This window comes from Pseudomonas sp. CF161 (genome assembly GCF_000416215.1).
GTDB lineage: Bacteria > Pseudomonadota > Gammaproteobacteria > Pseudomonadales > Pseudomonadaceae > Aquipseudomonas.
The window spans coordinates 65,181-82,642 of sequence record NZ_ATLP01000060.1 but is presented as its reverse complement, the minus strand read 5'-3'; the positions used below and the strand labels follow the sequence as shown (position 1 = coordinate 82,642).

The window sequence follows — 17,462 nt, the reverse complement described above, 5'->3', positions numbered from 1 at the left end:
TCACTGAACCGCGCCCGCTGGCGTGTTCAACAACACAACCGCAGCGGTCACCAGCAAATTGATCAGGGTCAGCGGCAGGCAGAATTTCCAGCTGAAGTCCATCACCTGGTCATAACGCGGACGCGGAATAGAGGCGCGCAGCAAGATGAACAGCATGATGAAGAACGCGGTCTTCAAGGCGAACCAGACGAAGGCCAGTTGCGGCAGGATGCCGAACGGACCGTGCCAGCCACCGAAGAACAGGGTCACCAGCAGGGCCGAGATCAGGATGATGCCGATGTACTCGCCGACGAAGAACATGCCCCATTTCATGCCGGCGTATTCAATGTGGTAACCGTCGGCCAGTTCCTGTTCCGCTTCCGGCTGGTCGAAGGGGTGACGGTGAGTCACGGCCACGCCAGCGATGAAGAAGGTACAGAAGCCGAAGAACTGCGGAATGATGAACCACAGGTTCTGCGCCTGGTACTCGACGATGTCGCGCATGTTGAACGAGCCGACCTGGACCACGATGCCCATCAGCGCCAGGCCCATGAACACTTCATAGGACACGGTCTGGGCCGAAGCCCGCAGGGAACCCAGCAGGGCGAACTTGTTGTTGCTCGACCAGCCGGCGAACAGCACCGCGTAGACCGAAAGACCGGCCATGGCGAAGAAGAACAGCAGGCCGATGTTCAGGTCCGCGACGCCCCAGGTCGGGGTGATCGGGATGATCGCGAAGGCGATCAGCAAGGCACTCATGGCCACAACCGGCGCCAGGGTGAAAATCACCTTGTCGGCGAACGGCGGGGTCCAGTCTTCCTTGAAGAACATTTTCAGCATGTCGGCAGCGATCTGGAACATGCCGAATGGGCCGACGCGGTTCGGACCGTAACGGTCCTGCCACCAGCCCAGCAGGCGCCGTTCGACGAAGCTGAGCAGGGCGCCGGCAACCACCACGGCCAGCAGCACCACGATGGCCTTGACCACCGCGATGATGGTGTCGATCACTTCAGGGGTGAACCAGGTCATTGCGCTGCCTCCTGCAGACCATCAACGGTTTTGCCGAAAATCGCCGGTGGAATACCCGCCAGACCTGCAGGCAGGGCAACCAGGCCAGCGCCCAGTTCTTCGTTGATACGCAGCGGCAGGCGCAGGGTCTGGCCTGCCACGTTCAGGCTGAGCAGGGCGCCGTCGTTGACACCCAGGCGGTCCGCTTCGGACTTGGCCAGGGCCACGTAGGCAGCGGGAATGCGCTCCTGCACCGGGGCGGCTTTCGAAGAGTTCTCTTCGCTGCCGAACAGGTGATAGAACGGCACCACTTGCCAGGTGCCCTGGGCCGGCGAAAAGGCCCGTGGCGCGCTGGCGAACCAGTTCAGCTTGTCGCCCTGGGTTTCGATCAGGCGGGTGCCCGGGTCGCCCGCGCGAATGTGACCACCGACTTCGTCCTGGAACTTGTTCCAGGCCTGTGGCGAGTTCCAGCCCGGCGACCAGGCGAAAGGCACCTGCTGACGAGGCTCAACCGAACCCGAGTAACCTTCCATGGAGAAGGCGAACGCGGTGTCCGGGTCTTGCGGGGTACGTGGCTCGTGCACGCTGATATCGGCGCGCATGGCGGTACGACCGGAGTAGCGCAGCGGTTCGCGGGCCAGTTTCATGCCCTTGATGCGGAACGCGGCGGACGGTGCAGCGTCGACGATACGGGCCAGTTGCGGTGCGCTGGAGGCGACGGCAGCCGTTACGTGGTCGAGCTGGGTCCAGTCGATCGGCTGGTTCAGCAGGGTGGCGCGCAGGGCATGCAGCCAGCGCCAGCCTTCGTGGACCAGGATGCTGGCGTCCATGTACTTCGGATCGAACACCTGGAAGAAACGCTGGGCGCGACCTTCCTGGCTGATCAGGGTGCCGTCGCCTTCGGCGAAGCTGGCCGCTGGCAGGACCAGGTGTGCGCGGTCGCTGGTGGCGGTCTTCTGGTGATCGGCGACGATCAGCACTTTCGCGGCATTTAGCGCGGCATCGACCTTGGCCGAATCGGTGCGGGTGTACAGGTCGTTTTCCAGGACCACGATGGCGTCGGCATTGCCGTCGATCACCGCTTGCAGGGCAGCGTCCACCGATTCGCCGCCGAGCATGGCCAGGCCGAGGCTGTTGGCTTCCGGCACGATCAGGCTGATGGAACCGTTTTTCTCGCGCAGCTTCAGGGCCTTGGCGATGTTGGCGGCGGCTTCGATCAGTGCCTTGGAACCCAGGGAGGTGCCGGCGATGATCAACGGGCGCTTGGCCGCGAGCAGGGCGTCGGCAATGCGCTTGGCCAGTTCCAGGGCTTCGCTGTCCAGGCCGTCGACGGCTGGGGCGCTGGCGTCCAGGGCGTGGGCCACGGCGAAACCGATGCGGGCCAGGTCGTCCGGTGCGGCGTGCACGCACTCTTCGGCGATATCGTCGAGCTTGGTTTCAGCCAGGCTGGCGATAAACAGCGGGTTCAGCGCGTGCTGGCCGATGTTTTTCACCGCGGCGTCGAGCCAAGGCTGGACGCGCATGGCATCGGCCATGTCTTCGGCCTTGCCCTTGACCGACTGGCGCAGGGCCAGGGCCATGCGGGCAGCGGTCTGGGTCAGGTCTTCGCCGAGGACGAAGATCGCGTCGTGGTCTTCGATGTCGCGCATGTTCGGCACTGGCAGCGGGCTGTCGTTCAGCACTTGCAGGACCAGACGGATGCGCTCCAGCTCGGAAGCTTCGATACCGGAGTAGAAGTGCTCGGCGCCTACCAGTTCACGCAGCGCGTAGTTGCTTTCGAGGCTGGCGCGGGGCGAACCGATACCGACGATGTTGCGGCCGCGCAGCAGGTCGGCGGCTTTATCCAGGGCTTCGTCGAGGGTCAGCTTGGCGCCACCGGCGAGCAATGGCTGGCGTGGGCGGTCTTCGCGGTTGACGTAGCCATAGCCGAAACGGCCACGGTCGCAGAGGAAGTACTGGTTCACCGAACCGTTGAAACGGTTCTCGATGCGCCGCAGTTCGCCGTAACGCTCGCCCGGGGAAATGTTGCAACCGCTGGAGCAGCCATGGCAGATGCTCGGCGAGAACTGCATGTCCCACTTGCGGTTGTAGCGCTCGGAGTGAGTCTTGTCGGTGAACACACCGGTCGGGCAGACCTCGGTGAGGTTGCCGGAGAACTCGCTTTCGAGCACGCCGTCTTCAACGCGACCGAAGTACACGTTGTCGTGGGCGCCGAATACGCCCAGGTCGGTGCCGCCGGCGTAGTCTTTGTAGAAGCGCACGCAGCGGTAGCAGGCGATGCAGCGGTTCATTTCGTGGGAAATGAACGGGCCCAGTTGCTGGTTCTGGTGGGTGCGCTTGGTGAAGCGGTAACGACGTTCGTTGTGGCCCGTCATTACCGTCATGTCTTGCAGGTGGCAGTGACCGCCTTCTTCGCACACAGGGCAGTCGTGCGGGTGGTTGGTCATCAGCCATTCGACAACGCTGGCGCGGAACGCCTTGGATTCTTCATCTTCGATGGAGATCCAGGTGTTGTCGGTGGCTGGCGTCATGCAGGACATGACGATACGACCACGGGTGTCGTTCTCGTCGGTGTACTGCTTGACCGCACACTGGCGACAGGCACCGACGCTACCAAGAGCGGGGTGCCAGCAGAAATAAGGGATGTCGAGGCCTAGTGACAGACACGCCTGTAACAGGTTGTCCGCCCCATCGACTTCGAGCGCTTTGCCGTCTACGTGGATAGTGGCCATGGTTCAAAGTTCTTCGTTGGCCCGTTGTCAGCGGGCGTGGCTAATGGAATCTTGTTATTCATGTGCATCAACACAGCCTTCAAGGCGTCAGCACATGAGAAGGCGAAGAGTACGGACCCTTCGCCTTTTTAAGCGTTACGCGCCGACTACGATCGGTCGGGCCAGAGGCGGGACGGCGGCGCTGGTAGGCGCGATGCCGGCTTCGAACTCTGGACGGAAGTATTTGATGGCACTGCCCAGCGGCTCCACGGCACCCGGTGCGTGAGCACAGAAGGTCTTGCCTGGGCCGAGGAAACCGACCAGACCCAGCAGGGTCTCGATATCGCCGGCTTGCCCTTCACCTTTCTCGAGGGCCATCAGCAGCTTGACGCTCCATGGCAGGCCATCGCGGCAAGGGGTGCAGAAGCCGCAGGATTCGCGGGCGAAGAACTGCTCCATGTTGCGCAGCAAGGACACCATGTTGACGCTGTCGTCCACCGCCATGGCCAGGCCGGTACCCATACGGGTGCCGACTTTGGCGATGCCGCCGGCGTACATTTGTGCGTCCAGGTGTTCAGGCAGCAGGAAGCCGGTACCGGCGCCGCCTGGCTGCCAGCACTTGAGCTTGAAGCCGTCGCGCATGCCGCCGGCGTAGTCTTCGAACAGCTCGCGCGCGGTCACGCCGAATGGCAGCTCCCACAGGCCTGGGTTCTTCACTTTGCCGGAGAAGCCCATCAGCTTGGTGCCGTGGTCTTCACTGCCTTCGCGGGCCAGGGATTTGTACCAGTCCACGCCGTCGCCGATGATCGCCGGCACGTTGCACAGGGTCTCGACGTTGTTCACGCACGTTGGCTTGCCCCACACGCCTACGGCGGCAGGGAAGGGCGGCTTGGAGCGCGGGTTGGCGCGGCGGCCTTCGAGGGAGTTGATCAGTGCGGTTTCTTCACCGCAGATGTAACGCCCGGCACCGGTGTGGACGAACAGCTCGAAATCGAAGCCGCTGCCCAGGATGTTCTTGCCCAGCAGGCCTGCGGCCTTGGCTTCTTCCACGGCACGGTTGAGGTGCTTGGCGGCGGTGGTGTATTCGCCACGCAGGAAGATGTAGCCACGGTAGGTTTTCAGTGCGCGGGCACTGATCAGCATGCCTTCGATCAGCAGATGGGGCTGTTGCTCCATCAGCATGCGGTCTTTCCAGGTGTTGGGTTCCATTTCATCCGCGTTGCACAGCAGGTAGCGGATGTTGATGGACTCGTCCTTGGGCATCAGCCCCCACTTCACGCCCGTGGGGAAGCCTGCACCACCGCGGCCCTTGAGGCCTGCGTCTTTCACGGTCTGGACGATATCGTCCTGGGACATGTCGGCAAACGCCTTGCGCGCCGCGGCATAACCGTTCTTGGCCTGGTATTCGTCGAGCCAGACCGGCTCGCCGTCGTCACGCAGACGCCAGGTCAGGGGGTGGGTTTCTGCGCTGCGCTGGATGCGGTTGGCAGGGCCGAAGGATGTCAGGGTCATACGTAGCCCTCCAACAGTTTGGCGACGCCAGCAGGCTGTACGTCACCGAAAGTGTCGTCGTCGATCATCAACGCCGGCGCCTTGTCGCAGTTGCCCAGGCAGCACACCGGCAGCAGCGTGAAGCGGCCGTCGGCGGTGGTCTGGCCGAGGCCGATACCGAGCTTGCTCTGGATCTCGCTGACCACCGACTCATGGCCGCCGATGTAGCAGACCATGCTGTCGCAGACGCGGATGATGTGACGGCCGACCGGCTGGCGGAAGATCTGGCTGTAGAACGTCGCCACGCCTTCAACGTCGCTGGCCGGGATGCCGAGGATCTCGCCGATGGCGTACAGGGCGCCATCGGGCACCCAGCCACGTTCCTTCTGGACGATCTTCAGGGCTTCGATAGACGCCGCGCGCGGGTCTTCGTAGTGATGCAGCTCGTGCTCGATGGCCGAGCGCTCGGTTTCGCTCAGGGCGAAACGGTCTGTCTGGATAAGCGTGCTGTTCATGCTTAGCGGTCCACGTCGGCCATAACGAAGTCGATACTACCCAGGTACGCGATCAAGTCCGCGACCATGCTGCCTTTGATCACCGAAGGGATCTGCTGCAGGTGCGGGAAGCTTGGGGTACGAATCCGGGTGCGGTAGCTCATGGTGCCGCCATCGCTCGTCAGGTAATAACTGTTGATGCCCTTGGTCGCTTCGATCATCTGGAAGGATTCGTTGGCCGGCATCACCGGGCCCCACGAAACTTGCAGGAAGTGCGTGATCAAGGTCTCGATGTGCTGCAGCGTGCGCTCTTTGGGCGGCGGCGTGGTCAGCGGGTGATCCGCCTTGTACGGGCCTTCCGGCATGTTGCGCATGCACTGGTCGATGATCTTGATGCTCTGGCGCATTTCTTCGACGCGGACCATGCAGCGGTCATAGGCATCGCCGTTGGCGGCCAGCGGCACTTCGAACTCGAAGTTCTCGTAGCCGGAGTATGGACGCGCTTTACGCAGGTCGAAGTCGCAACCGGTGGAACGCAGCCCGGCACCGGTGACGCCCCATTCCAGGGCTTCCTTGGTGTTGTAGGCGGCAACGCCGATGGTACGACCCTTGAGGATGCTGTTCTGCAGGGCGGCCTTGGTGTACTCGTCGAGGCGCTTGGGCAGCCATTCGACGAAGTCCTTGACCAGCTTGTCCCAGCCACGCGGCAGGTCGTGGGCGACGCCACCGATGCGATACCAGGCCGGGTGCAGGCGGAAACCGGTAATGGCTTCGATCACCGTGTACGCCTTCTGGCGGTCGGTGAAGGTGAAGAACACCGGGGTCATGGCGCCGACGTCCTGGATATAGGTCCCCAGGAACAGCAGGTGGCTGGTGATACGGAAGAACTCGGCCATCATGATGCGGATGACGTCGACCTTCTCCGGCACCTTGATGCCGGCCAGCTTCTCGACCGAGAGCACGTACGGCAGGTTGTTCATCACCCCACCGAGGTAGTCGATACGGTCGGTGTAGGGGATGAAGCTGTGCCAGGACTGGCGCTCGGCCATCTTCTCGGCACCACGGTGGTGGTAGCCGATGTCCGGCACGCAGTCGACGATCTCTTCACCGTCCAGCTGCAGGATGATGCGGAACGCACCGTGGGCCGAAGGGTGGTTCGGACCCAGGTTGAGGAACATGTAGTCCTCGTTGGCCCCGGAGCGTTTCATGCCCCAGTCTTCCGGCTTGAAGCGTGCGGCTTCTTCTTCCAGTTGCTGCTTGGCCAGGGTCAGGCTGAACGGGTCGAATTCGGTGGCGCGCGCCGGGAAGTCCTTGCGCAGCGGGTGACCTTCCCAGGTCGGCGGCATCATGATGCGCGACAGGTGAGGGTGGCCCGGGAAGTCGATGCCGAACATGTCCCAGACTTCGCGCTCGTACCAGTTGGCGTTGGGCCAGATACCGGTCACGGTCGGCAGGCTGAGGTCGCTTTCGGACAGGGCGACCTTGATCATCACGTCGCTGTTACGTTCGATCGACAGCAGGTGATAGAAGACGCTGAAGTCGGCGCCCGGCAAGCCCTGGCGCTTGGTGCGCAGACGCTCGTCCACGCCGTGCAGGTCATAGAGCATGACGTACGGCTTGGGCAGGTTGCGCAGGAAGGTCAGGACTTCGACAAGTTTGGCGCGGGTAACCCACAGCACCGGCATGCCGGTGCGGGTGGCCTGGGCGGTGAACGCCTCAGGGCCAAAACGGTTATTGAGTTCGACGACCACATCCTGGTCGTCTGCCTTATAAGGCGGGATGTACAGAGCACTGCCTGTAGTCATGGTTTTTTATCGCTTTGGGTCAACGTAAAGAATGAAGCCAGTTTCTCGTTTCTTTGTAAGAACAGAGCTGGATCAGACTTCGTCTGGGCTGCGCAGGTTGGTGACCTGAATACGCTGTTCGCGGCGCTGTTCCTTTTGCGAAGGCATCTCGGCGCGGTATACGCCTTGATCGCCGACGACCCAGGAAAGTGGGCGACGCTCCTTGCCGATCGATTCCTGCAGCAGCATCAGGCCTTGCAGGAAAGCTTCGGGGCGAGGCGGGCAGCCAGGCACGTAGACGTCCACGGGCAGGAATTTATCCACCCCCTGAACCACGGAGTAGATGTCGTACATGCCACCGGAGTTGGCGCACGAACCCATGGAGATAACCCACTTCGGCTCGAGCATTTGCTCGTAGAGACGCTGAATGATCGGCGCCATCTTGATGAAGCAGGTTCCGGCAATAACCATGAAATCCGCCTGGCGCGGCGATGCCCGGATAACCTCGGCGCCAAAGCGCGCGATGTCGTGGGGCGCCGTGAAGGCGGTGGTCATTTCCACATAGCAGCAGGAAAGGCCGAAGTTGTACGGCCACAGGGAGTTCTTACGTCCCCAGTTGACCGCACCGTTCAGCACGTCTTCCAGCTTGCCCATGTAGATGTTTTTGTGGACTTGATCTTCTAACGGATCGGAAACGGTTTCCCGCTCGCCGATCGGATACTGCTCGTTAGGAGCATCGGGGTCGATCCTGGTGAGATTGTATTGCATCGCCAAAGCCTCATTGTTTTAGCTTCGCCTGCCGCTTACGACGAGCTTCCGGAGCCCAATCAAGGGCGCCCACTCGAAATAGGTAGACAAGACCTGCCAACAGAATTGCTATGAAAACGAGAGCTTCGACGAATCCGGTCCAGCCGCTTTCGCGGACGGACACAGACCAGGCAAAGAGAAAAAGGGCTTCGATATCGAAGATCACGAACAGCATCGCGACCAGATAGAATTTGGCTGAGAGCCGCAAGCGGGCGCCACCGGTAGGTAGCATGCCGGACTCGAACGGTTCGTTTTTGCTGCGGCCCCAGGCTTTTGACCCGAGGAGGCTGGAGACGCCGAGCATGAAGGCGCAAAGGCCGACGACACCCAGAAGGAAAATGGCAAAGCCCCAGTTGTGGGCCATGAGTCCTGTCGCTTCGGGCATGCTGGTAATCCTTAACAGAGAGCAAAGGTCTCTGAGCTTGATAAAGAAATAAAGCAGTGACGATATGTCGCAGCGCAATCAATCGCGGTGATTTTATGGCTAAACAACGGGCAAGTAAAATCTCTATAGCGAAATTGTTTATTGGAATAAGGACATAGGTCACCTCGCAAGCCCCGTAAGCCAGGCGATGCGGGCATTAGCGGGCATTTGGTTAATTATGTTTTGCGGTAGCTGTAACGAATATTATATGGGCTAAATGATAATCAATATTATTTGGAGTGATTTTTAAACTGTTGTACGGGTGGCTGGCGGGAAAGTTGTTTTTTATATGCGTGTTACTGCAAGTAGCGAACGCCGACCTTTTACCTTTTTTTAATTGCCTGAACACCGCTCTGGATCAATGTTTTGCCGGATTGAGCTGATCGTGCAGCGGCTGGGGCGGCGAGTGCCTGATGCTGGTGAGCTTCGGCCTGATCGCCAGGGAAAACCTGGGCAAAAAAACGCCCCGAACCAGTCGGGGCGTCAGAGGTGCGGCATTGCAGTTAGGTGTGTAGCGGGTCTGCAATGGCCGATTCAGGCTTGAAACGCGATCAGTGGAACTGTTCTTCTTCGGTCGAACCGGTCAGTGCGGTAACCGACGAGGTGCCGCCCTGGATCACGGTGGTCATGTCGTCGAAGTAGCCAGTGCCCACTTCCTGCTGGTGAGCCACGAAGGTGTAGCCCTTGGCGGCGTCGGCGAATTCCTGCTCTTGCAGTTTCACGTAGGCAGTCATGTCGTTGCGGGCGTAGTCGTGCGCCAGGTTGAACATGCTGTGCCACATGTTGTGAATGCCGGCCAGGGTGATGAACTGGTGCTTGTAGCCCATGGCGGACAGTTCGCGCTGGAACTTGGCGATGGTCGCGTCGTCCAGGTTTTTCTTCCAGTTGAAGGAAGGCGAGCAGTTGTACGACAGCAGTTGGTCCGGGTATTCCTTTTTGATCGCTTCGGCGAAGCGACGGGCCTCATCCAGGTCTGGCTTGGCGGTTTCGCACCAGATCAGGTCGGCATACGGAGCGTAAGCCAGGCCGCGAGCGATAGCCTGGTCGAGGCCGGCGCGTACTTTATAGAAGCCTTCCTGGGTACGTTCGCCAGTCACGAATGGCTGGTCGTACGGGTCGCAGTCGGACGTCAGCAGGTCAGCAGCGTTCGCGTCGGTACGTGCCAGGATGATGGTCGGAGTACCGGCAACGTCAGCAGCCAGACGAGCTGCGGTCAGTTTCTGCACGGCTTCCTGGGTGGGGACCAGTACCTTGCCGCCCATGTGGCCGCATTTTTTCACCGATGCCAGCTGGTCTTCGAAGTGAACGCCGGCGGCGCCTGCCTCGATCATGCTCTTCATCAGCTCGTAAGCGTTCAGCACGCCACCGAAACCGGCTTCGGCGTCAGCCACGATTGGGGCGAAGTAGTCGATGTAGCCTTCGTCGCCTGGGTTCTTGCCGGCTTTCCACTGGATCTGGTCGGCGCGACGGAACGAGTTGTTGATGCGCTTGACCACGGTTGGAACCGAATCCACCGGGTACAGCGACTGGTCGGGGTACATCGATTCTGCAGAGTTGTTGTCTGCAGCGACTTGCCAGCCCGACAGGTAGATGGCCTGGATACCGGCTTTGACTTGTTGTACAGCCTGGCCGCCGGTCAGGGCGCCCATGCAGTTGACGAAATCTTTCTCAGGGCGGAAGGACGGCTTGGCACCTTGGGTCACCAGGTTCCAGAGCTTCTCGGCGCCCATGCGTGCCAGGGTGTGCTCAGGTTGAACCGAACCGCGCAGACGGACGACGTCAGCAGCGGAGTAAGCGCGTGTCACGCCTTTCCAGCGCGGGTTTTCAGCCCAGTCTTTTTCAAGGGCTGCAATTTGCTGTTCGCGTGTCAGTGCCATGGAGATAAACCTCGTCGCATAGGTCTGGGGTGGAAAATTCTCGCTCCGCCAGTTACGCAGGGTTGAAGGATGCGTAGATGGCTGCTCGCTGACCAGAAGCTTAGGTGGTCAAGTCGGGTTTGGCGGGGATCGCGACGGGTGAACGATGGGCTCGAGGGGAAAGTGAGCAGGTGAGGGCCAGCTGTCGGGCGCGTCCGGGCATCGTGGGCCTTTATGCGTTCCAGCAGTGTGTTGCCGTTCTACCTAATTACGCTTCCGTCCCTCGGGACAACTTCGTTCCAGTCGCAATCTCGTCAAACACGCCTTGTGGGCGGTACAGACACGAATCGGCTCAGGTGGGTAGGTTAGAGCGGCGATCCGAAGGCCCTTGCCAGGGCCCCTGATTAGCGGGAGCGAGGCCATCATGCCTTCGGTTTTTTAGCTCGTCAAATGTTTTGTAGTGCTTTTTTTATGGCACTACATCTTTGGTCTAATACGACTAATCAGTCAGTTTTTGGTGCTTTAGTCCAAGGCGTCGACCTTGACTCGCAAGGTCATGTCATCCCGGCCTTGAGTCGAGTAGCTGCGGCCCAGGCCCTGTTTGTCGGCTTGTGTCTGGCGATTGACGCCGGCCAGGGTGATCCACTCGCCGAGGCGCCCGCTGACGGTTGTGTCGGTGCTTTGCACGTTCACTACATCGGGACGTTCCTGGCTCATGCGGTCACGGTTGGTGCTGATGCTCAGGTGCACGGTGTCGCCGGTCACGCTGGCGGTGACGTAGAAACCCTGGGTGACGTTGCGGTACTGGGTCTGGTTCTGCGGACGGCCGTAGGCGTCGGGCTGGGTGGTGGTCAGCGGCACGCTTTGCCCGACCTGGAGCAGTGCCGGTATGCCTTCGCTGGCCTGGATCTGCTGGATGCCGCCATCGCGGCTCTCGGTGCTGCGGTTGATGATGCGCGCCTGCGGGGCGCCATTCACCGAATAGCCCTGGTTGTCCTGACTATTGTTTTCGTTGGTGTCGACGGTGATCAGCAGGCGCTTGGCGGCGGTGTCGAGCTGGGCGATAAAGGTGCGAAGTTCTTCGATCTTGCCGGGTTCGGCATTGACGATCAGTTGGTTGCCGTAGGCACTGACCTTGCCGTCCTTGCCCAGGAAGTTCTGCGCCACTGGCAGCAAATCTGCGCTGGTGCGGTGGTTCAGGGGCACGATCTCGGTGGCCGCCATGACCGAGAAACTGAAGGTCAGCAGCAGCGTCGTGAGCAGGGTGCGTAGGGACATATCCGTTATCTCCGCAGATGGGGGGTGCGTAAAGCCTTGAGTTTGACAGTTTGTCGGCCCGGGGAGGGGCAAGTTGAATCGCAGATGGCAAAACGCCCCGGCGTCCTGGGTCCAGCTTAGCGTGCTGAATATCCGGATGCCGGGGCGTCTTGTTGTCGCTATTGAGGCCTGTGGATCAGGCGCCGCGCACCATATCGACGTGGGGGATGCCCGCCTCGAGGAACTCCTCGCTGACAATGCTGAACCCCAGGCGCTCATAGAACCGCGTGGCCTGGACCTGGGCGCTGAGCATCTGCTGCTGGAGGCCGCGCTTTTCAGCTTCGCCGATCACCGCTTGCATCAGTGCGTCGCCGACTTTCAGGCCGCGCCAGTCCTTGAGGACTGATACCCGGCCGATATGGCCGTCTGGCAGCAGGCGCGCGGTGCCGATTGGAAAGTCACCTTCAAAGGCCAGGAAGTGCACCGCGCTGTCGTCGTCGGCGTCCCACTCCAGTTCAGGTGGTACGGACTGCTCAGCGATAAACACGGCTTCACGAATGCGCCGGATCTCGGCGTTATCCTTTTGCCAGTCAGCGACACGTACGCGAATCTTATTCATCGGCAAACCCCAGGCTCCCTTGCTTGACCAGTTCGCACAGCAGGTTGCGGCCATCTTCATCGGCCAGCCACGGGCCAAGGTTGTCGACGTGCAGTGCATCCGCGGCGCAAACCATTTTCAGCAGCTCGCGCAGTTTACCCGGAAGCAGACGGCTTTGGCCGCTGGCGAACAGCAACAGGTCTTCATCCACTTCCGACCAGGCCAGGCGCGCGCTCGGGTTGCGGATCAGGACGGCGCCTTGCTCCAGGCTGCCCAGCAGGTCTTCTTCTTCGAGTTCCGGGCCCACGACCAGTTCCGGGTAGCGTGGCTCGGTCATGAACTGGCCGAACCAGGTCAGCAGCAGGCGTTCATCGCTCATGTGCTCGGCGAGCAAGCCTTTGAGGCGATCGAGGGCATCGTGCTGGATCTGGTGCGGGTCGCTGACCGGGGTCGCGTCGGCGTCGGTGTAGCGCTCTTCATCAGGCAGGAACTGGCTGAGGAAGTCGGTGAAGTGGGTCAGGACTTCGGCGGCGCTGGGTGCGCGAAAGCCCACCGAGTAGGTCAGGCAGTCGTCCACTGCAACGCCCCAGTGCGCCAGGCGCGGCGGCAGGTAGAGCATGTCGCCCGGTTCCAGGACCCATTCGGCGGTCTCTTCGAAGTCGGCCAGGATGCGCAGGTCAGCGTGTTTCAGCAGCGGGCTCTCGGAGTCGCACATCTGGCCGATTTTCCAGTTGCGCTGGCCATGGCCTTGCAGCAGGAATACGTCGTAGTTGTCGAAGTGCGGACCCACGCTGCCACCCGGTGCGGCGAAGCTCATCATCACGTCATCGATGCGCCAGCTTGGCAGAAACCGGAAGTTCTCCAGCAGCTCGGCCACTTCCGGGACGAACTGGTCAACAGCCTGCACCAGCAGGGTCCAGTCGCGCTCCGGCAGTTTGCTGAACTCGTCTTCGGCGAACGGGCCGCGGCGCAATTCCCAGGGATGCTCGCCGTGCTCGAGCACCAGGCGCGATTCAACTTCCTCTTCCAGGGCCAGGCCGGCCAGCTCGTCGGCGTCGATCGGGCTTTCGAAATCAGGAATGGCCTGACGGATCAGCAGTGGTTTTTTCTGCCAGTAGTCGCGCAGGAATTCACGTGCGGTGATGCCGCCCAGCAGTTGAAGAGGAATGTCAGGATTCATGTGTAACCTATTGAAAAAAAGCACTTTTCAGACGGGAATAAAAACGCCCGGCGCTGCCGGGCGTCTCAAACGGGTATAGCGGTCGATCAGATGCGCTTGGCTTGCTCTACAGCGTTGCCGATGTAGTTCGCCGGGGTCAGCTTTTTCAGCTCGGCCTTGGCGGCGGCAGGCATGTCGAGGGCATCGATGAAAGTTTGCAGTGCTTCAGGGCTGATGCCCTTGCCGCGCGTCAACTCTTTCAGTTTTTCGTAGGGGTTTTCGATGTTGTAGCGACGCATCACGGTCTGGATCGGCTCGGCCAGGACTTCCCAGCAGGCGTCCAGGTCGGCAGCGATTTTCTGGGCGTTGAGCTCCAGCTTGCTGATGCCTTTGAGGCTGGCTTCATAAGCGATCACGCTGTGGGCAAAACCGACGCCCAGGTTGCGCAGTACGGTGGAGTCGGTCAGGTCGCGCTGCCAGCGGGAAATCGGCAGTTTGCTCGCCAGGTGCTGGAACAGCGCGTTGGCGATGCCCAGGTTGCCTTCGGAGTTTTCGAAGTCGATCGGGTTGACCTTGTGCGGCATGGTCGACGAGCCGATTTCACCAGCGATGGTGCGCTGCTTGAAGTAGCCCAGGGAGATGTAGCCCCAGATATCGCGATCGAAGTCGATCAGGATGGTGTTGAAGCGGGCAATGGCGTCGAACAGCTCGGCAATATAGTCGTGGGGTTCGATCTGGGTGGTGTAGGGGTTGAAGCCCAGGCCCAGCTCGTCTTCGATAAAGGCGCGAGCGTTTTCTTCCCAGTCGATTTCCGGGTAGGCCGAAAGGTGTGCGTTGTAGTTGCCTACGGCGCCGTTGATCTTGCCCAGCAGCGGAACGGTAGCGACCTGAGCGATCTGGCGCTCAAGGCGGTAGACCACGTTCGCCAGTTCTTTGCCCAGGGTGGTCGGCGAAGCCGGTTGGCCGTGGGTGCGCGACAGCATCGGTACGTCGGCGAAACGGATGGCCAGCTCACGAATGGCGTCAGCGGTCTGGCGCATCAGCGGCAGCATCACTTCATCACGGCCTTCGCGCAGCATCAGGGCGTGGGACAGGTTGTTGATGTCCTCGCTGGTGCAGGCAAAGTGGATGAATTCGCTGACATTGGCCAATTCAGGCAGCTTGGCGGCCTGTTCCTTGAGCAGGTACTCAATGGCTTTGACGTCGTGGTTGGTGGTGCGCTCGATTTCCTTGACGCGCTCGGCGTGCTCCAGGGCGAAGTTTTCGGCCAGGGCATTCAGCACGGCATTGGCTTCGGCAGAGAACGCCGGCACTTCGCCGATTGCGGGGTGAGCGGCCAGGCGCTGGAGCCAGCGCACTTCAACCAGGACGCGGGCACGGATCAGGCCGTACTCGCTGAAAATAGGGCGCAGGGCCTGGGTTTTGCCGGCGTAGCGGCCGTCAACAGGGGAAACCGCAGTGAGCGAAGAAAGCTGCATGGGGTGTTCTCGGACAGTCGGGCAACGAAATGGGGCGCGTATCATACATGAAAAAAACCGCTGGTCCGTTGCCAACTGACCAGCGTCTTACGCGTAACGACGTGCAAACAGCGCTTGCGGGCGCAGCTCAGCTGCTGCGCATCAACGGATAAAGCTCTTTGAGTAATTTGCGACGGCTGATGACCAGTTGCCAGCGGTGGCCGCCCAATTGGCGCCACAGACGTGCCGAGCGGATCCCGGCCAGCAGCAGGGCGCGGATTTTCGAGGCGTTGCTTGGCTGTTGCAGGTTGCGCATGTCGCCGTGTACCTGGATCCGCTGGCGCAGGGTGCTCAGGGTGTCCTGATACAGCGCACCGCAGGCGGCGATCACGTTTTCGTGGGCCGGGCCGAAGTGCTCAACCTGGGATTGGATCTGCGGCAAGCGCTTACCGATGGTCTCCAACAGGTCTTCGCGCTTGGCCAGTTGCCGCTCAAGGCCGAGCATCGACAGCGCGTAACGCAGGGGCTCGCGCTGCAGGGTGCTGGGGTCGCGCTCCAGGGCGCCGATCAATGCACGATAGCCTTCGCGCAGGTTGATGTCGTCGCCGCCGTAGACTTCCAGGGTGTCCTTGGGGTCGCGGATCAGCAGGCTGCCGAGCATGCAGCTCAGGCCGGCTTCGGTGACCTGGCCGGTCTTGGCGATCTTGTCGACCAGGACCGCCGCCAGAAACACGCCGCCCAGCGCCGTCAGTTGCTCCTGAGTCGGGCTCATGCCTTGCTGCTCCAAGGCTCTGCTACTTCGATCACGCCACCACCCAGGCAAATTTCGCCGTCATAGAACACTACGGATTGGCCTGGGGTCACCGCGCGTTGCGGGTCGTCGAAGGTCGCACGATAGCCGTTGGCGGTTTTTTCCAGGGTGCAGGGCTGGTCGCCCTGGCGATAGCGGACTTTGGCCGTCAGGCGCCGTGGTTCGCTGAGGTCGACCGGGTTGACCCAGTAGATCTCGGAGGCGAGCAGGGCGCGGGAAAACAGCCATGGGTGATCATTGCCCTGGCCGACGATCAGCTCGTTGTGCTCCAGGTCCTTGAGCAGCACGTACCAGGGCTCGTCGCTGGCGTCTTTCAGGCCGCCGATGCCCAGGCCCTGGCGCTGGCCGATGGTGTGGTACATCAGGCCGTGGTGGCGGCCGATGATTTCACCTTCGGTGGTTTTGATTTCGCCGGGCTGGGCGGGCAGGTACTGCTTGAGGAAGTCGCTGAAGCGGCGCTCGCCGATAAAGCAGATGCCGGTGGAATCCTTTTTCTTGGCCGTGGCCAGGTCGTGTTTCTCGGCAATGGCCCGAACTTCGGGTTTTTCCAGTTCGCCTACGGGGAACAGGGTCTTGGCAATCTGTTCACCACCGACGGCGTGCAGGAAGTAGCTCTGGTCCTTGTTCGGGTCCAGGCCCTTGAGCAGTTCGGTACGGCCGTCGAGGTCGCGACGGCGCACATAGTGGCCGGTGGCGATCAGGTCGGCACCGAGCATCATGGCGTAATCGAGGAACGCCTTGAACTTGATTTCCCGGTTGCAGAGGATGTCCGGGTTCGGCGTGCGTCCGGCTTTATATTCGGCCAGGAAGTGCTCGAACACGTTGTCCCAGTACTCGGCGGCGAAGTTGGCGGTGTGCAGCTTGATGCCAATCTTGTCGCACACGGCCTGGGCGTCCGCGAGGTCGTCCATGGCGGTGCAGTATTCCGTTCCGTCGTCTTCCTCCCAGTTCTTCATGAACAGGCCTTCCACCTGGTAGCCCTGCTCGATCAGCAGGAGGGCGGAAACGGAAGAATCCACGCCGCCGGACATGCCGACGATGACGCGCTTCTTTTGGGTGTCAGAAGGGGCTGGATCACGCATAGGAATTCAATGGGTGTCTTGAAAAAGGACGCGATTCTAACAGGCTGAGGCCTGCAAGGCTAAAACTGCGGTTAAAGCGCCGGGCGAATCAGCTCAAGGCTGTGCAGTTGGCCGCCCAGGTAATCATCGACACAACGGATGATCAGCTCGCTGCGCCAGTGTGCGCGTTGTTCGAGCAGTTCGTCACGGGTCAGCCAGCGCGGGCCGATTATGCCGTCATCCAGCTGATAGTCCGGGTGATGTTTGAGCGGCTTGGCGGCGAAGCACACGCGCTGGTAGGTCACGCCATTGCTGGGGGCGGTATAGAGGTAGAGGCCGACGACGCCGGTCAGCTCCACGTCCCAGCCGGTTTCTTCCAGGGTTTCGCGCACGGCGGCCTGGGACAGGCTTTCGTTGGGATCCAGGTGCCCGGCGGGCTGGTTGAGTACGGCCTGTTCGTCCTGATATTCCTCGACGAACAGGAAGCGGCCGTTGTCTTCGACAATGGTGGCGACGGTGATGTGGGGTTGCCATTCCATGAAAGGCGCTCCTGAAAAGGTGCCAG

The 17,462-nt window shown here is 61.1% G+C and carries 15 protein-coding genes; all 15 read right to left on the bottom strand.

What is annotated here, in order from left to right; genetic code table 11:
• Complete coding sequence (gene nuoH / locus CF161_RS11520) at positions 1 to 1,008, bottom strand: NADH-quinone oxidoreductase subunit NuoH (protein WP_020296749.1); 1,008 nt, start codon at positions 1,006 to 1,008, stop codon at positions 1 to 3.
• Positions 1,005 to 3,719, bottom strand: coding sequence for an NADH-quinone oxidoreductase subunit NuoG (gene nuoG, locus CF161_RS11515; RefSeq protein WP_020296748.1), 2,715 nt, complete (start codon positions 3,717 to 3,719; stop codon positions 1,005 to 1,007). The genes nuoH and nuoG overlap by 4 nt, the downstream gene beginning before the upstream one ends.
• A gap of 135 nt (positions 3,720 to 3,854) precedes the next feature.
• The gene (gene nuoF / locus CF161_RS11510) at positions 3,855 to 5,210 is read right to left on the bottom strand and encodes an NADH-quinone oxidoreductase subunit NuoF (protein WP_020296747.1); all 1,356 of its coding nucleotides are present in this window, start codon (positions 5,208 to 5,210) and stop codon (positions 3,855 to 3,857) included.
• Complete coding sequence (nuoE, locus tag CF161_RS11505) at positions 5,207 to 5,704, bottom strand: NADH-quinone oxidoreductase subunit NuoE (protein WP_007970445.1); 498 nt, start codon at positions 5,702 to 5,704, stop codon at positions 5,207 to 5,209. The genes nuoF and nuoE overlap by 4 nt, the downstream gene beginning before the upstream one ends.
• Before the next feature lie 2 nt (positions 5,705 to 5,706).
• Complete coding sequence (nuoC, locus tag CF161_RS11500; protein WP_020296746.1) at positions 5,707 to 7,488, bottom strand: NADH-quinone oxidoreductase subunit C/D; 1,782 nt, start codon at positions 7,486 to 7,488, stop codon at positions 5,707 to 5,709.
• A 72-nt stretch (positions 7,489 to 7,560) separates the two neighbouring features.
• Positions 7,561 to 8,235, bottom strand: coding sequence for an NADH-quinone oxidoreductase subunit B family protein (locus tag CF161_RS11495; RefSeq protein ID WP_020296745.1), 675 nt, complete (start codon positions 8,233 to 8,235; stop codon positions 7,561 to 7,563).
• 10 nt (positions 8,236 to 8,245) lie between these two features.
• Complete coding sequence (locus CF161_RS11490) at positions 8,246 to 8,659, bottom strand: NADH-quinone oxidoreductase subunit A (RefSeq protein WP_003223812.1); 414 nt, start codon at positions 8,657 to 8,659, stop codon at positions 8,246 to 8,248.
• A gap of 590 nt (positions 8,660 to 9,249) precedes the next feature.
• Complete coding sequence (aceA, locus tag CF161_RS11485; RefSeq protein WP_020296744.1) at positions 9,250 to 10,575, bottom strand: isocitrate lyase; 1,326 nt, start codon at positions 10,573 to 10,575, stop codon at positions 9,250 to 9,252.
• A gap of 501 nt (positions 10,576 to 11,076) precedes the next feature.
• Complete coding sequence (locus CF161_RS11480; RefSeq protein WP_020296743.1) at positions 11,077 to 11,832, bottom strand: secretin N-terminal domain-containing protein; 756 nt, start codon at positions 11,830 to 11,832, stop codon at positions 11,077 to 11,079.
• Between the two features lie 175 nt (positions 11,833 to 12,007).
• Positions 12,008 to 12,430, bottom strand: a complete 423-nt coding sequence (locus CF161_RS11475; RefSeq protein ID WP_020296742.1) for a GNAT family N-acetyltransferase — start codon at positions 12,428 to 12,430, stop codon at positions 12,008 to 12,010.
• Positions 12,423 to 13,589 (bottom strand): cupin domain-containing protein, encoded by a 1,167-nt coding sequence (locus CF161_RS11470; RefSeq protein ID WP_020296741.1) that lies wholly within the window; start codon positions 13,587 to 13,589, stop codon positions 12,423 to 12,425. The genes CF161_RS11475 and CF161_RS11470 overlap by 8 nt, the downstream gene beginning before the upstream one ends.
• Before the next feature lie 86 nt (positions 13,590 to 13,675).
• The gene (purB, locus tag CF161_RS11465) at positions 13,676 to 15,046 is read right to left on the bottom strand and encodes an adenylosuccinate lyase (RefSeq protein WP_020296740.1); all 1,371 of its coding nucleotides are present in this window, start codon (positions 15,044 to 15,046) and stop codon (positions 13,676 to 13,678) included.
• Between the two features lie 127 nt (positions 15,047 to 15,173).
• Positions 15,174 to 15,797 (bottom strand): high frequency lysogenization protein HflD, encoded by a 624-nt coding sequence (gene hflD / locus CF161_RS11460; protein WP_020296739.1) that lies wholly within the window; start codon positions 15,795 to 15,797, stop codon positions 15,174 to 15,176.
• On the bottom strand, positions 15,794 to 16,918 hold the full coding sequence (gene mnmA, locus CF161_RS11455; RefSeq protein WP_020296738.1) for a tRNA 2-thiouridine(34) synthase MnmA: 1,125 nt from the start codon (positions 16,916 to 16,918) through the stop codon (positions 15,794 to 15,796). The genes hflD and mnmA overlap by 4 nt, the downstream gene beginning before the upstream one ends.
• A gap of 71 nt (positions 16,919 to 16,989) precedes the next feature.
• Positions 16,990 to 17,436, bottom strand: a complete 447-nt coding sequence (locus CF161_RS11450; RefSeq protein WP_020296737.1) for an NUDIX hydrolase — start codon at positions 17,434 to 17,436, stop codon at positions 16,990 to 16,992.
• Positions 17,437 to 17,462 lie beyond the last annotated feature (26 nt).

Coding starts and splice junctions, on each gene's coding strand:
- nuoF (WP_020296747.1), bottom strand. CDS start 5,210: ATGACCCTGACATCCTTCGGCCCTGCCAACCGCATCCAGCGCAGCGCA.
- CF161_RS11475 (WP_020296742.1), bottom strand. CDS start 12,430: ATGAATAAGATTCGCGTACGTGTCGCTGACTGGCAAAAGGATAACGCC.
- purB (WP_020296740.1), bottom strand. CDS start 15,046: ATGCAGCTTTCTTCGCTCACTGCGGTTTCCCCTGTTGACGGCCGCTAC.
- CF161_RS11495 (WP_020296745.1), bottom strand. CDS start 8,235: ATGCAATACAATCTCACCAGGATCGACCCCGATGCTCCTAACGAGCAG.
- CF161_RS11480 (WP_020296743.1), bottom strand. CDS start 11,832: ATGTCCCTACGCACCCTGCTCACGACGCTGCTGCTGACCTTCAGTTTC.
- nuoH (WP_020296749.1), bottom strand. CDS start 1,008: ATGACCTGGTTCACCCCTGAAGTGATCGACACCATCATCGCGGTGGTC.
- nuoC (WP_020296746.1), bottom strand. CDS start 7,488: ATGACTACAGGCAGTGCTCTGTACATCCCGCCTTATAAGGCAGACGAC.
- nuoE (WP_007970445.1), bottom strand. CDS start 5,704: ATGAACAGCACGCTTATCCAGACAGACCGTTTCGCCCTGAGCGAAACC.
- CF161_RS11470 (WP_020296741.1), bottom strand. CDS start 13,589: ATGAATCCTGACATTCCTCTTCAACTGCTGGGCGGCATCACCGCACGT.
- mnmA (WP_020296738.1), bottom strand. CDS start 16,918: ATGCGTGATCCAGCCCCTTCTGACACCCAAAAGAAGCGCGTCATCGTC.
- nuoG (WP_020296748.1), bottom strand. CDS start 3,719: ATGGCCACTATCCACGTAGACGGCAAAGCGCTCGAAGTCGATGGGGCG.
- aceA (WP_020296744.1), bottom strand. CDS start 10,575: ATGGCACTGACACGCGAACAGCAAATTGCAGCCCTTGAAAAAGACTGG.
- CF161_RS11490 (WP_003223812.1), bottom strand. CDS start 8,659: ATGCCCGAAGCGACAGGACTCATGGCCCACAACTGGGGCTTTGCCATT.
- hflD (WP_020296739.1), bottom strand. CDS start 15,797: ATGAGCCCGACTCAGGAGCAACTGACGGCGCTGGGCGGCGTGTTTCTG.
- CF161_RS11450 (WP_020296737.1), bottom strand. CDS start 17,436: ATGGAATGGCAACCCCACATCACCGTCGCCACCATTGTCGAAGACAAC.